Below are 14,520 nucleotides of genomic sequence, written 5' to 3' on the forward strand. Positions count from 1 at the left end.
TTTCTTTGGGAGACTAAGTACGAAGATTTCGCCGAATGCTTAACTTAATCTTGTCTTATCATCAATGGTTAGAAAAATTTTTTTAAACTCTATTAATCATTCAAGACAACTGCTAAGAGTCAGTTTGTCATTTATTATCTATCCATGTCTCCTCTTATTTATTTTTAGTTGTCAAATAGAAAAGAAAACACAGACTACAGTTTTAGAAGAAACGACTTTGACTCAATCTTCTTATTATCAACAATGTCAACCTTTTAATCTTGATTATATAGAAGATAACATCACTGTAACAAAACCTTGGAAAATTGCTTATCTTTTTAAAGCTAAAAGTGATCCTTTTTGGCAAACGATGGATCAAGGAGCAAAAGAGGTTGGTGATATCCTAGGGATTCAAACTGTTGTGAAATTCACTGAGGAACAACCCAATATCATAGGAGACGTGAAAAAGCAAATTGGTTTAGTTCTTGAGTTGGTTGAAAATCAAGAAATAGATGGTTTAATTATTGCTCCCGAAGATTCTATTCAATTAGTTCCTATTATTGAAAAAGCCACAAATTCAGGTATGCCTGTGATTGTAATTGATACTCCTATCGATACAGATAAAATTTTAACCTTTGTAACTTTTAATAATTTCCAAGGAGGTGAAATTTTAGGAGAGTGGGTAATTAAAAAAATACAACAATCTTCGGTGAAGGATAATAAAATTAATATTTTGATTTTAGAAGGATCATTACACGAAGAAAATACCATCGAACGTCGTCAAGGTTTTTTAGCAGGTTTAAAAATAGCGAATACCAATTATCGTCTTGAGATTTTAGATATGAAATCGGCTGAATGGGAAACAAAAAAAGCTAAATTAATTACTCAAACTTGGTTAAGGAAATTCCCAAAAATTGATGTTATTATGGCAGCAGATGATCAAATGGCAGTGGGAGCTAGTGAAGCAGTTAAAGAAGCGGCTCGCTCAGGTATTATTATTACTGGATTTGATGGAACACTTTTGGGTGTAAAGGCTATTAAAACAGGTAAAATTGATGCAACTATTGATCAAATTCCCAAAAATCAAATTAATTTAGTAACTCAATTGATGATTAATTATTTAGAAAATAAAGTAACTAACTTTCCCTCATGTCAACTCATTGGACAAGAACAAATAGCAACTGATATTTTGCTCACCCTAGATAATATTGATGAAATTTTAAATCATGAAAAATCGTCATCAAATTAATAAATGTCGACAACAATCACTCCTCAAAAAAATTACTCACCGAATCATGCTCTTAACTATTATTTGTCTTTTGGGGGTAATTAGCAGCATTGTGATTAGTTCTTTATTAATAGTGAAAAGAATTGATTGGACTTTAGAACAAATTAGTGAGGAAAAAATTGGGACATTTCAAGTATTTTTTCAAACCTTAATAACTAGCGTATTAAGAAATCGTATTTTAGCTCGTGACGCAACGACTTCCCAAGAAGAACAATTATTACGTCAAATTCGTTGGCGAAATCCAGCTATCTTAGATATCTTGCTAGTTCAAAATGATGGGAAAGTAATTGCTCAAAGCAGTCGCAGTCTTCGGCCTAAACTAAATAAAATTCAGGAACAACCTTGGTTACATAACCTGCAAGATGTTACTCAGGTTTGGTTTGGTTTAGTAACTTATGAACTTAATAATTATTCAGTGACAATGGTAGTTAAGTTAACTGATGAATTAGGATTACCTTATGATAACGTTAATTTAGTAACTCGTATTGACTTAAATGAACTTTTAAGACAGTTAACCAATACACAAGGAAAGGAAAATAATATTTACATTATTGATCAAATTAATAATGTAAATAGAATTATTCTTCATCGAGATATCAGGTTATTGCAAAGTCACATCAATAGTTATCAAATCGACTTTAACAATTTAGAAAGATTAACAATTGAACAATCTCCTAGTCAAGAATTAGTATTTGCTTATCATAAAAGATTTGACATTTTTTTAGGTGAGAAATGGTTAGATTACTTAGACAATCTGGTTTGGGTTGTCACTATTGAGCAACCTTTTCTAGATACTATTTATCCTTTTATTCCTATTGTTATTGTCCTAATACTTGTTTTAATAATCATTATAATCATTATTGTCTATATTTTTGTCTTTATTAAAAAGCGTGTTATTGAACCAATTAAAAACTTACAATTAGCTATCAAACAAATCAACAATAATCAGTTTGATTTAGAATTAACAATAGAAAATAATGATGAATTAGGCGAATTATATAATGGCTTTAATAAGATGACAAAACAATTAAAAGAATCCTTTGAGACTTTAGAAACTCGCGTCCAGGAAAGAACAATACAACTAGAAAAAGCAAATCAAGTCAAACGAGAATTTATCGGAAATATTAATCATGAGTTAAGAACCCCGTTAAATCATATTATTGGTTATAGTGAACGACTGTATCAAGATAACTTCTTGAATAGTGAACAAAAAAAACAATTAGAGATTATTAATAATAGTAGTCAACATCTTTTATCTCTAATTAACCAAATTTTAGATATTTCTAAAATTGAAGCAGGTCAAATGAGACAAGAAAAAAATAGTTTCAATTTATCTCAATTATTAACGAATGTTCAAGAAATGTTTGCCCTTAATTGTCGTTTAAAAGGTCTAGAGTTTGCGGTAGAAAACAATCTTGAAGAAAAATTAAACTATATTTATGCTGACAAAAAGAAACTAAAACAAATTTTAATTAACTTATTAAATAATGCTATTAAATTTACAGAAAAAGGAAGTGTGAGAATAGTAGTTTATCAGGAAGATGGTGGCTACTTTAACTCTAGTAATAATGAAAATTACTATGACTTAATATTGCAAATTAAAGACACAGGAAAAGGAATCTCACCCCAAGAAATAAGCAAATTATTTAAGCCTTTTGAACAAACAGAAACAGGACGTAATATAGCACAAGGAAGTGGCTTGGGACTCTATATCACCCATCAATTTATTGAAGTAATGGAAGGTAAGATAACCGTTGATAGCTTGCCTGATATTGGTACAACATTTACCATAAAAATTCCGGTAGAATTAGTTAAGAAAGAGACAATTCTATCTCAAACAATACCCCAAAAAGTAATTGGTTTAGCCCCCAACCAACCTCATTATCGCATTTTAGTGGTTGATGATGATTTGCCAAGTGGGAATCTGTTGGTTAATCTATTATCATCTATTGGCTTATCAGTCCAAGTTGCCTACAATGGACAACAAGCCATTTCTCTGTGGGAAGAATGGCAACCCCATCTTATTTGGATGGAGTTAGAGTTGCCCATTATGGACGGTTTTAAAGCCATTGAATCTATCAAAAACACAACAACTGAGTTATTTCCCTATATCATTGTTTTAACGGCTGATGCCTCTGAAAATGTACGACAAAAAGCTTTATCTTCCGGTTGTGATGACTTTGTGGCTAAGCCTTTCCAAAGGGCAGTCATTTGGGAAAAAATGAGACAATATTTAGGGTTACAATATGTTTATAAATCAGATACTAAACAAACTCAATTAACATCTCATACTGAAGTAAACCCTACGGTTTTAGAGCAAATGCCTCAAGACTGGCTAAATGATCTCTATGAAGCAAGTCTTTATCTTCAAGGAAAAAAAGTGTTAGTGTTGATTAAAAAAATTGAAGATTCTCATCCTAGTTTAGCTCAATTTCTCCAACCCTTAGCAGAAAATTATCGATTTGATAAAATTACCGCTTTAATTGATCACTATTACTCAACTCATACATAAATTTATCATTATGTCAAGTTTACTTAGATCAAAAGAAAAACCAATTATCATGGTAGTTGACGATCAAGTGACCAACTTGAAATTGTTATCAGATATGTTAGAAGATAATGAGTATGAAGTGCGCCAAGCTATCAATGGAGTGACTACCTTAAAATCTGTTGAACTATCACCTCCTGATTTAATTTTACTCGACATTAAAATGCCAGATATGAATGGTTATACTGTTTGTGAAAAATTAAAAGCTAACCTAAAAACAAAAGACATTCCCATCATTTTCATTAGTGCCAGTGATGAAAGTTTAGATAAGGTAAAAGCCTTTTCTATAGGCGGATCTGATTATATTACGAAACCTTTGAAATTAGTAGAAGTTTTAGCTAGAATCAAAAATCAACTACAGATAAAACAGTTACAACAAGAATTAAAAGAAAGAAATGCTTATTTAGAAACCCTGGTGAAAGAATTAGAAAAAAGTAAGAAAAAATCAGAAAAACTGGCTCGCATCGATGCTTTAACTGAGATTGGAAATCGTCTTTATTTTAATGATTGTTTAGAAAGAGAATGGCAAAGATCCCTACGACAAGAACAACCATTAGGACTTATTTTGTGCGATGTAGATAACTTTAAACTCTATAATGATACCTATGGTCATCTCAAAGGCGATCGTTGCCTTTTTGAGGTTGCCCAAGGTTTAAAAATAGCTGTTTTACGAGGAACAGATTTAGTCTGTCGTTATGGAGGAGAAGAGTTTGCTATCATTTTACCCAATACTGATAATCAAGGAGGTGAAGCCATTTGTCAAAGAATTATTGAACAGATTCAACAGTTAAAAATACCCCATCGTTCCTCTGCTGTTTCGTCTTATGTTTCAATTAGTTTAGGATTTGCTAGTTTAATGCCTTCTCCTAGTTTAACATCAGATGTTTTACTGTCTATGAGCGATTCTGCTCTTTATAAAGCTAAAGAAACAGGTAAAAACTGCTTTTTTGTAATCACCAATATCAACGATTCATTTCCGATGTCCAAACCTACTATTTTTGAGTAGATTTGGTTGCAGGTTATCAGGAAGGTAATTTCTTGTGACAATTACTCCTACATATTGCTAGATGCAGGAGAAACATAAGCTAACTTCATCAATAATTAACTCACCAAAAACATCAAATTAACGATATTTTTTAAAGGCTAAGGTCACATTATGTCCACCAAACCCAAAGGAGTTAGATAAAGCCACATCAATGTCTAAAGGGCGACTGTCGTAAGGAACATAATCAAGATCACACTCAGGATCAGGGTTATCTAAATTAAGGGTTGGGGGAATGCGATCATTAGCAATGGCCATCACCGTAGCCACTGCTTCGATCCCCCCGGAACCGCCTAATAAGTGACCGGTCATCGATTTAGTGGAACTAACCGCAATACGATAAGCATGATCTCCTAACGCCTTTTTAATGGCTTTAGTTTCGGTCACATCGTTAGCTGCGGTACTGGTGCCGTGAGCGTTAATGTAACTGACTTGTTCCGGGGAAATTCCCCCATCTTTGAGGGCTAATTCCATAGCGCGGGTAGCCCCGGCACCATCGGGAACTGGTGCCGTCATGTGATAGGCATCACAAGTCATGGCGTAACCCACGATTTCTCCATAGATTTTCGCACCCCGTTCTAAGGCGTGTTCTAATTCTTCAAGAATTAAAATGCCTGATCCTTCTCCCATGACGAAACCATCTCGATCCTTATCAAAGGGACGACTTGCTCTTTGGGGTTCATCGTTACGGGTTGATAAAGCTCTGGCCGACGCAAACCCGGCTAAAGATAAGGGGGTCACAGCTGCTTCGGTTCCCCCACAAAACATGGCTTTTGCATAACCTCGTTGGACCAGACGAAAGGCATCGCCGATAGCATGAGAGCCGGCCGCACAGGCGGTTACCGTACAAGTATTCGGTCCTTTAGCTCCTGTGTGGATGGCCGTTAACCCTGAGGCCATATTAGCGATCATCATGGGGATCATAAAAGGACTACAACGACTGGGGCCTCGGTTTAAATAAATTTCTTGTTGATCTTCAAGGACTTTGATCCCCCCTATTCCCGTACCAATAATGACCCCGATTTGCTCTGCATTAAGGTCATTAATCGCTAATTTAGAGTCAGCTAAGGCTTGTAAACTGGCTGACACGCCAAATTGGGCAAAACGGTCCATGCGCTTTGCTTCTTTGCGATCGAGGTAGTCATGGGGATCAAATCCTTTCACTTCACCAGCAATGCGACAAGAATGTTGAGAGGGATCAAAATGGGTAATCTGGCCGATTCCGCTTTTTCCACTCATTAAACCTTGCCAATAGTCTGTTAGGGTATTGCCAATGGGGGTGATAGCACCTAACCCGGTTACCACTACTCGCTTTAATTGTGAATTTGTCATGATTTTCCCTTATAAAAAGATTGATCTACCCAACAACGAAATTAGGGAGCGATGGGGGGATAAATAACTTATTTTTGTTATTAATTAGGCTTTAGCTGGTCGCTTCTTCAATGTGATCCACCGCAGCTTTGACTGTGGCGATATTTTCAGCCGCTTCGTCAGGAATTTCGATGTCAAACTCCTCTTCTAAGGCCATTACTAATTCTACGGTATCTAAAGAGTCAGCCCCCAAGTCATTGGCAAAATTGGCCTCTGGGGTCACTTGATCTTCTTCAACTTCGAGTTGTTCGACGACGATACTTTTTACTTTTTCAAATATTTCTTGGTTCATTAATCTTTAAATTAACCGCTAAGGACCCCGTCAGTTTAACCATGATGGGGAGGAAATGGGGCGGAATTTACCATTCCCTAAAGTTGATTTTACTGTTAAGGTTGATTCAGCATTATTCATATTATCGGTAAATGGTCAGTCAGGGAATAGGGAAATAAGAAGATTATTTTGGGGTGTGGGGTGTCGGGTGTGGGGTGTCGGTTGTCACAGAGATCAAGATCAATATCAAAACTAGAATTTTTCTTAGTATCCAAATCAGGTTTGCACAGAGGCTTGAGTATGTCAAAATAGTTGAAAATTAAGCTATTATCTTCATTCAACTATTTGCTATGAAACCCATAAAATACCTGATAGGACTTATCCTATGTCTGGCCATCGCTTTGAGTTGTGCGATCGCTCCTGCGTCGGCAACGGGGGTTTATGATCTCCCTGTGTTAACCCCCGGATCAGACACTTGGGTGGTTGATCAAGCGGATGCCATTAGTTTTGCTAATGAAAATCGCCTCAATGGTCAATTAAAAAAATTAGCCAATAATACGGGCAACGAAGTCAGACTCATTGCTATCCGTCGTTTAGATTATGGTTTAACCATGCAAGACTTGGCCGATGGTATTTTTGATAAATGGTATCCTAGCCCCGAACAAAAGGCTAACCAAGTTATTTTGGTCGTCGATACTTTAACCAATAAAACCGCTTTACGTCAAGGAGATGACACCGAGTCTTTATTAACTGATGAAATTGCGACGAGTGTGGTTAAAGAAACCCTTGCTGTCCCTTTACGGAGTGCCAAGTATAATGAGGCTTTCCTCGAAGCTGGCGATCGCCTTGTGGCTGTTTTATCTGGCAACCCCGACCCCGGTCCCCCTGAAGTGCAAGAACTCAATATTGAAAGCACCTTTACCAGTGCAGAAGATACAGACGATACCAGCGCAACTATCTGGGTGGTAATCTTAATGGTTCTCGCTACGGTTATCCCTATGGCAACCTATTTCTGGTATGTCGGCATACCCGGTCGCTAAAAACAGAATATTTTTTATCGTAGGGGTTAACGAGGGTTGACCCCTCGTTTAGTTAAAAACACTATAATCAAACTGTACAGTCTAGTCTAAATTTTTGGTGAGTGCGACGAAGCCTAATGGGACAAGCAATGGAGTTCAAAAAAACCCTATTATCTAAGAAGGGTAAACCCTGGGTGATTGGGGTTTCTCTCCTAGGGGTGGCTTTAATGGGAGTCACAACCGTTTACGTACTGAACCTCAGTCGTTCTGAGTCACAACAGTCGGAAGTTAGCACCTCTGTTAAATCCCCTAAAATAGAAACAATTTCAGCTTTGGGACGACTCGAACCTTTAGGAGAGGTCATTAATTTAGCTCCACCCCCCACCCAAGGAGGGGCGAAAATTCAGCAATTATTAGTGCAAGAGGGGGACAGGGTAAAAGTCGGGCAAACCTTGGCTATTTTAGATAATATAGACAGTAAAAAAGCTGCTTTCAAGGCAGCACAGGAAGAAGTAAAAGTCGCTCAAGCTAATTTAGAAATTATCAAAGCAGGGGCTAAACTAGGGGAAATTGAAGCACAAGAAGCAACCATTCAACAATTAGAAGCGGAGTTAGAAGGCGAACTGTCTACAAATCAAGCCACCCTGGCACGGTTAGAGATGGAATTAGAGGGGGAAAAACGAGAACAAACCGCTACGATTGAACGGTTAAAAGCTGAATTAAAAGATGCTCAAAGAGAGTATCAAAGATATGAAAATTTAGCCGGAAATGGCGTGATTTCTCAGTCAGAGTTAGAGCAACGTCAATTAGAATTAGAACAAGCAAGAGAAAGTTTAAGAGAAGGGCAAGAAAGACTCAATAAAACCATTAATACATTACAAGAAGAAATTGAAACAGAAAAAGCACAATCCAGGAAAGAAGTCAACAGTTTAAATCAACAAATTATAGCAGCTAAAGCTAACTTAAATCGTATTGCAGAAATTCGACCAGTTGATGTTCAAAAAGCACAAGCAGAACTGGATAGGGCAATGGCTCAATTACAAGAAAAACAAACAGATTTAGACTTAGCTTATATTAAGTCTCCTCTGGAGGGACAAGTGTTAAAAATTCATACCTATCCAGGGGAAAAAGTAGAGGATAATGGTATTTTAGAATTAGGAAAAACCGATCAAATGATGGTAGTTGCAGAGGTTTATGAAAGTGAAATTAATCAGGTAAAAATAGGACAAAAAGCCATCATAAAAAGTGATAATAATAGCTTTGCCGGAACCTTAGAAGGAACCGTTAAGAAAATTGGGTTACAAATTGGTAAAAAAGATGTTTTAGATACTGATCCGGCCGCGGACGTTGATGTTAGAGTGGTTGAAGTAGATATTGTGTTAACTCCAGAATCATCCGCTAAAGTTTCGGGACTCACCTATGCAAAAGTTATCACAGAAATTCAATTATAAATATTATGAAAACCCCTTTAGCTTGGTTACAGTTAACCCATGAAAAAACCCGTTTATTAGTCGCCTTAGCAGGGATTACCTTTGCTGATGTTTTGATGTTTATGCAATTGGGTTTTAGAGATGCTTTGTTTGACAGTTCCGTTAAACTGCATCAAAGTTTAGATGGTGATATTTTTATTCTTAATTCTAAAACTGATACATTAACAGGAATTAGAAGCTTCTCTCAACGTAGATTATACGAAACATTAGGAGTCGATCAAATCGAAACAGTTACTCCTGTTTATATCGGACTTGCTACTTGGAAAAATCCCCTAGTGAGAAAAACAAGGAATATTTTAAATGTTGGTTTAAACCCCGATCAAAATGTCATTATATTGCCTGAAGTACAAGAGCAAATATCAGTCACTAAACAACAAGATGTGGTTTTATATGATCGTTTAGGTCGGAAAGAATTTGGGCCGATTCCTGAATTGTTTGACTCAGGAGAAACCGTTAAAACTGAAGTAGGAAACCGTCAAATAAGAGTTGGGGGTCTGTTTTCTGTGGGGACTTCTTTTGGTGCCGATGGGACAATTATTACCAGCGATGTTAACTTTTTGCGCTTATTTCCTGAGCGAAAACAAGGGTTAATTGATATTGGAGTCATAAAATTAAAATCGGAGGCTGATCTAGAGAAAAATCTTGAGTTTTTGAGGAAAAATTTTAATTATGAAGATATTAGTTTTTATTCTAAACAAGAGTTTATTCAACATGAGAAAAAATTCTGGAGAACTCGAACAGCGATCGGCTTTATTTTTACGTTAGGAACGACTATGGGGTTTATCGTAGGAACGGTAATTGTTTATCAGATTTTATATACGGATGTAGCTGATCATTTACCTGAATATGCTACTTTAAAGGCCATGGGATACACAGATTTTTATTTATTAACCCTAGTGTTTCAAGAAGCCATTATCTTAGGTATTATTGGGTTTATTCCTGGTGTTTGTTTTTCGATGTTACTGTATTATAATGCAGCTAAAGCGACGGGTTTACCGATTATGATGGTAACATCAAGAGCAATTACGGTTCTAATTTTAACCATTTTAATGTGTTGTATAAGTGGGGTTATTGCAGTGGGTAAATTACGGGCTGCTGATCCGGCGGATATCTTTTAACTCAAGGGAACAGGGAACAGTTAAAACCAATTCAGTTAAATAAATTATGAATAATAATGCTGTAATTGATATTAAAGAACTTGATCATTATTTTGGAAAAGGAGAATTAAGAAAACAGATCCTTTTTGATATTAATTTAACGTTAAAATCAGGGGAGGTTGTAATTTTAAAAGGTCCTTCTGGTTCGGGAAAAACGACCTTATTAACCTTAATGGGAGGGTTAAGATCACCACAAACTGGAAGTCTTAAAGTGTTGGGACAAGAGTTAGTCGGTGCCAAAAAACATCAATTAGTTAAAATTAGACGTAATATCGGTTATATTTTCCAGTCTCATAACCTTTTAGAATGTTTAACGGCAAGACAAAATGTAGCCATGTCTTTAGAATTACATCCTCAATATTCCAGAGAAGAAATTAAACAAAAAACTCAAGAAATTTTAGAAGCAGTGGGGTTAGGAGAAAGGATTAATTATTATCCTCATAACCTTTCTGGAGGACAAAAACAAAGAGTGGCGATCGCTCGTGCATTAGTGAGTCGTCCGAAGATGGTTTTAGCTGATGAACCGACCGCATCTCTTGATAGTAAATCAGGTCATGATGTAGTTAATATTATGCAAAAATTAGCCAAAGAACAAGGATGTACCATTCTAATTGTTACCCATGATAATCGTATTTTAGACGTAGCTGATCGCATTGTAGAATTAGAAGACGGTCATCTCAAACAGACTGAAATAGAGGTGAGTTAAACTTGATTATCTATTGATCTATTTCAATCCTATTAATTCTATGGCAACGAAAACTATGATAAATTCTTAAAAATAAATTAATTTTGAGGGGGATGATGAGAATTAATAGTCAATCTAATAATTGTCACTCCCATTCACTCAAAATTGACAACCTTTGTCATACTCCTATAGAAAGAGGAACTCCAGACCCCTAAAATCGGTCAACAGATAGCGATGAATAGGATTTTCTTTCGCTATTATTTAATACAACCCTCCAACATAAGTTTATAGTTGAAACCATGAAAATATCTAGATTACCCCTAAACCTAGCGACTCTAGCCGCCGTTACCCTCGGTAGTTTTATCCCTTCCCATCTTCCCGTTAAAGCTTCTACCTTTAGTGAAACTCAGTTAGATCAAAGTAAGGTTATTGCCATCGCTAGACCCTACGGAGACGATAAATATGATTTGTTAGTAATTGAGCAAATCCCCGATAAGCGGGATTGTTGGACAGAAAGCGGTTCCAATCCTGTCTTAGTTGACCCTTTATTACTCAATTTTGACTTTACTGGCATTTGTCGTCGTGCTACGGATAGTAACGGTTATTCCATTCGTCTCGATGGTAATGATCTTGGTTTAGATTATTTATTGCGTTTGGTCCGTCGTGACGGGGAATTAGTGTTAGTGGGAACCCCCAGAACCCCTGGTTACAGTGAAATTGTTCTCGGTAGTACCAAAGGCATGGCCGAAGGGTTTATGAAAGTTCATCTCTATCCGGGTTGGCAATTTAGTAAACGAACCTATGAAGAGAAAGTATTAGGCCACTTCTATTTTAGCGGTTCTCAAGCTGCGATCGCTGCCGGTGGGGATATTCCTGACACACCCCCTGCCACCACAACCCCGGCCACCCAAACCCCTCGAATCAGTTTTGTTGATGTTAATAACAACATCTATCAAGCCCAAATTGCTGAAGCGGTTGAAATGGGCTTAGTGTCAGGATTTGATGATAATACGTTTCGTCCTGACCAAGCGGTGACCCGTGAACAGTTGATTTCCATGGCCGTTGATGCCATTGGAACGGTTTATAAAGTAGATTTAGATGCCACACCCGAACGGGACGTAGTTTCTTTTAAAGATGTGGATAGTTCCCGTTGGAGTGCCAAAAAAATTAAATGGGCCCAGTGGAAATTCCTCAATCTTGGTAATCCTAACAACACTTTACAACCCAGTGAACCCATTACTCGGGCTGAGTTAATGGATACCATGCGTCGTATGGCTATTCATCTTAGAAATCAGCTAGACTTACCACAAGAATTACAACAAACCCAAGAACCCCTTGTTTTTTCAGATACCTCCAATAGTTGGGCCGATGGCGTGATTAGTGAAATGTCGGCTTATTGTGGTGTGGCCACTCCTCTCAATGAAGAGGGAACTGAGTTTGCCCCTGATGAACAAGCAACCCGTGACTACACTGCGGCCGCTATGGTTCGAGTTTTAGAATGTGTGAAAGCTGAAGCCGAACAAGCAGCGCAACAAAGGGAAGCAGCAGAAACCGTTACGGAAAATCAGTAATCACTTAACAGTTTGCCTACCCCCCCTGCCCCCAACCCCCCCTGCCCCCAACCCCCCCTGCCCCCCTTTTAAAGGGGGGTGTGGGGGGTGTGGGGGGTGTGGGGGATGTGGGGGGTAGAGTTTGGGGGGTTTATCGAAGGTGCAAGATATGAGTTAACTCCACTTATCTAAGTTATCGTCGTGGGTGTGAAGTAACCCTGTAAATAAATCATTCAATTTTTCAGTGCTATATTGAGGTTGCAAGAAAATTTGTCGCGCATTGATAAAATAACGTTGAATGTTTTGTAAAGGAGCCAATTTAGATTGAATAGACAATAAACTAACTTTCGGTGTCTCCATATTCATTACATTAATCCAGGTTTTAACACTGGTCGGTAATTGTTTACCCATACGAAAGTTTAAATTTTCCTGGGATAAGGATTCAATATAACTTGAAGTTAAAAACATTTTATACTGAGATTTTTTAGGGGTTAACTGTTGAATAAATGCTAAACTAACTCCCCTGACTAACTGACGAACAGGTTCAGCTTCTATTCCCATCACTTCTTTGACTAGGGTACTCTGTCCCATCACACTATTCATACTATTCATATCACTAATACTCATGTGAGTTCCTCCCATGGCCATGATCATATATTTTTCTGTGGACAGTTGTTTGAAAGGTTTTAATTGATGGGCAATGGTGGGGGTTATGCCATCATCGGAAGCGGATAACATTAGGGTGGGAACTTTAATTTGAGATAAATTATCCCCAAATAATTCGCCAATAATGGGATTAAAAACAATGATTTGTTTGATACGATTATCTTTAAATGTTCGTTGGGGATAAGGTAATTCTCCTGCTGCACATTGTAACCAATCTGCCGGCGATCGCCCTAGGGGAGATTTGTTTTGACAAAAACGTCTTAAGCTTTTCAAATCTAAGGATGCACCCCCCAAGGCCAAGGCAGTATAACCTCCAAAAGAATGACCAATCATACTAACTTTTTTAGTATTAAATTTTCCTTTAAATTGGGGATTTTTTTGATTGATAAGGCTTAATCGATTTAAAACAAAACTAATATCTTGCGGGCGATCAACGAATTCTGCTGAGGGTAAAATTTGACTTAATTTTATCCCTGTTGCTGTTTTAATTAAGGCATTAATATCACTTCCAGGATGTTCAACAGAAACCACTGTCAGACCATAAGAGGCTAAATGTCTGGCTAAATAGCGTAGAAAACGACGATCTGAGGCAAATCCGTGGGACATAATTACCAGAGGACCGTGGGTTTTTTTGGCCGTATAAATATCTAGGGGAATGTAGCGATCGCGACTACGATCATAAAGGACAGCAGTTTTTATAGAAACTGTTTGATCTCCTGTTGCAGTGGGATCAAATTTTGCTAAAATATCGGTTTGAGAAGAATTGCTGAAACCTTTTTCTAATTGGGAATTAATCAAGCGACTGTGTAAAAAAGAACCATTCATTTTTAACCCTAAAAGGGCTACTTTTGACACATCAATAGTAACAGTTTCTTGGGGATACACTCGTAAAAAATTAATAATACTCAAATGATTTGTTTGTTTTAAAAATAATTGTAACGCTTGTTTAAGTTCCGAGGCATCACTATCAGGTAAAGCTTGACTCATTTGCTTTAATAATTTTTTGCCGTCGTCACTTTTAAAAAGATCGTCTAAAAATTGTTCTGCAATTAAAGGATCGATATTAAAACTTTGAGATAAAATTTGTTTAACTTCACTGTTTAATAAAAAACTATAAGGTTTTAAACTATGAGGAATATCTTCACTTTCTGTCAATTTCTGTAAGTCTTCAACTGCAATTTTATGATGCAGTAATCCTGCTTTTAAGATAACATTTTCGGCGGCCAAGGTAGGAGATGCGCCAACAAATAAAGATAATAAAATGGGGGACAAACCCCCGACTACGTTGAAAACAAAAGGCGAAAGCAGTTTCAAAAATTTCATAGGTGCAAAGAATAAAAAGTAATGAAAATTGACTACCTTTGAGTTTCTCCCATTGCCAGTACCTTCGAGGAAGTATTGTTGATTGTTTCCTGTCTAGTTGCCAACCGGCTGGGTGAGATTCCTTTTCTTAG

Annotated in this window: 11 protein-coding genes; 8 read left to right on the forward strand and 3 right to left on the reverse strand. The window is 37.0% G+C overall.

Translation table 11 applies throughout. The features are described from left to right. Positions 1-64 precede the first annotated feature (64 nt). Genes C4E06_RS23525 through C4E06_RS23535 form a run of 3 tightly spaced genes read left to right on the forward strand, consistent with a single transcriptional unit; the run spans position 65 to position 4,821 of the window. Positions 65-1,228 carry a sugar ABC transporter substrate-binding protein gene (locus C4E06_RS23525; protein ID WP_107670802.1) on the forward strand — a complete coding sequence of 388 codons (1,164 nt, stop codon included), beginning with the start codon at positions 65-67 and terminating at the stop codon, positions 1,226-1,228. After that, positions 1,206-3,779 carry a hybrid sensor histidine kinase/response regulator gene (locus C4E06_RS23530; RefSeq protein ID WP_107670803.1) on the forward strand — a complete coding sequence of 858 codons (2,574 nt, stop codon included), beginning with the start codon at positions 1,206-1,208 and terminating at the stop codon, positions 3,777-3,779. The genes C4E06_RS23525 and C4E06_RS23530 overlap by 23 nt, the downstream gene beginning before the upstream one ends. 49 nt (positions 3,780-3,828) lie before the next feature. Continuing rightward, a complete protein-coding gene (locus C4E06_RS23535; protein ID WP_198648987.1) occupies positions 3,829-4,821 on the forward strand; it encodes a diguanylate cyclase domain-containing protein in 993 nt (330 codons plus the stop codon). A gap of 117 nt (positions 4,822-4,938) precedes the next feature. On the opposite strand, the gene fabF is transcribed toward C4E06_RS23535, so the two are convergent. Beyond that, the gene (fabF, locus tag C4E06_RS23540) at positions 4,939-6,189 is read right to left on the reverse strand and encodes a beta-ketoacyl-ACP synthase II (protein WP_107670804.1); all 1,251 of its coding nucleotides are present in this window, start codon (positions 6,187-6,189) and stop codon (positions 4,939-4,941) included. 91 nt (positions 6,190-6,280) lie between these two features. Further along, positions 6,281-6,520 carry an acyl carrier protein gene (gene acpP, locus C4E06_RS23545; protein WP_107670805.1) on the reverse strand — a complete coding sequence of 80 codons (240 nt, stop codon included), beginning with the start codon at positions 6,518-6,520 and terminating at the stop codon, positions 6,281-6,283. 329 nt (positions 6,521-6,849) lie between these two features. On the opposite strand from acpP, the gene psb32 reads away from it, so the two are divergent. The 5 genes from psb32 (at position 6,850) to C4E06_RS23570 (ending at position 12,421) form a co-directional block, all read left to right on the forward strand. Continuing rightward, positions 6,850-7,539, forward strand: a complete 690-nt coding sequence (psb32, locus tag C4E06_RS23550; RefSeq protein ID WP_107670806.1) for a photosystem II repair protein Psb32 — start codon at positions 6,850-6,852, stop codon at positions 7,537-7,539. A 128-nt stretch (positions 7,540-7,667) separates the two neighbouring features. Beyond that, the gene (locus tag C4E06_RS23555; RefSeq protein WP_232826351.1) at positions 7,668-8,969 is read left to right on the forward strand and encodes an HlyD family efflux transporter periplasmic adaptor subunit; all 1,302 of its coding nucleotides are present in this window, start codon (positions 7,668-7,670) and stop codon (positions 8,967-8,969) included. 5 nt (positions 8,970-8,974) lie between these two features. Continuing rightward, positions 8,975-10,126 carry an ABC transporter permease DevC gene (gene devC, locus C4E06_RS23560; protein WP_107670808.1) on the forward strand — a complete coding sequence of 384 codons (1,152 nt, stop codon included), beginning with the start codon at positions 8,975-8,977 and terminating at the stop codon, positions 10,124-10,126. A 46-nt stretch (positions 10,127-10,172) separates the two neighbouring features. Further along, complete coding sequence (locus tag C4E06_RS23565) at positions 10,173-10,871, forward strand: DevA family ABC transporter ATP-binding protein (protein WP_107670809.1); 699 nt, start codon at positions 10,173-10,175, stop codon at positions 10,869-10,871. A gap of 278 nt (positions 10,872-11,149) precedes the next feature. Then, complete coding sequence (locus tag C4E06_RS23570) at positions 11,150-12,421, forward strand: DUF3747 domain-containing protein (protein ID WP_107670810.1); 1,272 nt, start codon at positions 11,150-11,152, stop codon at positions 12,419-12,421. A 153-nt stretch (positions 12,422-12,574) separates the two neighbouring features. Here C4E06_RS23570 and C4E06_RS23575 read toward each other — a convergent pair whose 3' ends face one another. Further along, positions 12,575-14,389, reverse strand: a complete 1,815-nt coding sequence (locus tag C4E06_RS23575) for an alpha/beta hydrolase (protein ID WP_107670811.1) — start codon at positions 14,387-14,389, stop codon at positions 12,575-12,577. Between the last annotated feature and the right edge of the window lie 131 nt (positions 14,390-14,520).

It is taken from the genome of Cyanothece sp. BG0011 (assembly GCF_003013815.1).
GTDB lineage: Bacteria > Cyanobacteriota > Cyanobacteriia > Cyanobacteriales > Microcystaceae > Crocosphaera.

Excerpts from the sequence above, each read along its gene's own strand:
- fabF (WP_107670804.1), bottom strand. The coding sequence starts at position 6,189 with ATGACAAATTCACAATTAAAGCGAGTAGTGGTAACCGGGTTAGGTGCT.
- acpP (WP_107670805.1), bottom strand. The coding sequence starts at position 6,520 with ATGAACCAAGAAATATTTGAAAAAGTAAAAAGTATCGTCGTCGAACAA.
- C4E06_RS23565 (WP_107670809.1), top strand. The coding sequence starts at position 10,173 with ATGAATAATAATGCTGTAATTGATATTAAAGAACTTGATCATTATTTT.
- C4E06_RS23570 (WP_107670810.1), top strand. The coding sequence starts at position 11,150 with ATGAAAATATCTAGATTACCCCTAAACCTAGCGACTCTAGCCGCCGTT.
- C4E06_RS23555 (WP_232826351.1), top strand. The coding sequence starts at position 7,668 with ATGGAGTTCAAAAAAACCCTATTATCTAAGAAGGGTAAACCCTGGGTG.
- C4E06_RS23575 (WP_107670811.1), bottom strand. The coding sequence starts at position 14,389 with ATGAAATTTTTGAAACTGCTTTCGCCTTTTGTTTTCAACGTAGTCGGG.
- C4E06_RS23530 (WP_107670803.1), top strand. The coding sequence starts at position 1,206 with ATGAAAAATCGTCATCAAATTAATAAATGTCGACAACAATCACTCCTC.
- C4E06_RS23535 (WP_198648987.1), top strand. The coding sequence starts at position 3,829 with ATGGTAGTTGACGATCAAGTGACCAACTTGAAATTGTTATCAGATATG.
- C4E06_RS23525 (WP_107670802.1), top strand. The coding sequence starts at position 65 with ATGGTTAGAAAAATTTTTTTAAACTCTATTAATCATTCAAGACAACTG.
- devC (WP_107670808.1), top strand. The coding sequence starts at position 8,975 with ATGAAAACCCCTTTAGCTTGGTTACAGTTAACCCATGAAAAAACCCGT.
- psb32 (WP_107670806.1), top strand. The coding sequence starts at position 6,850 with ATGAAACCCATAAAATACCTGATAGGACTTATCCTATGTCTGGCCATC.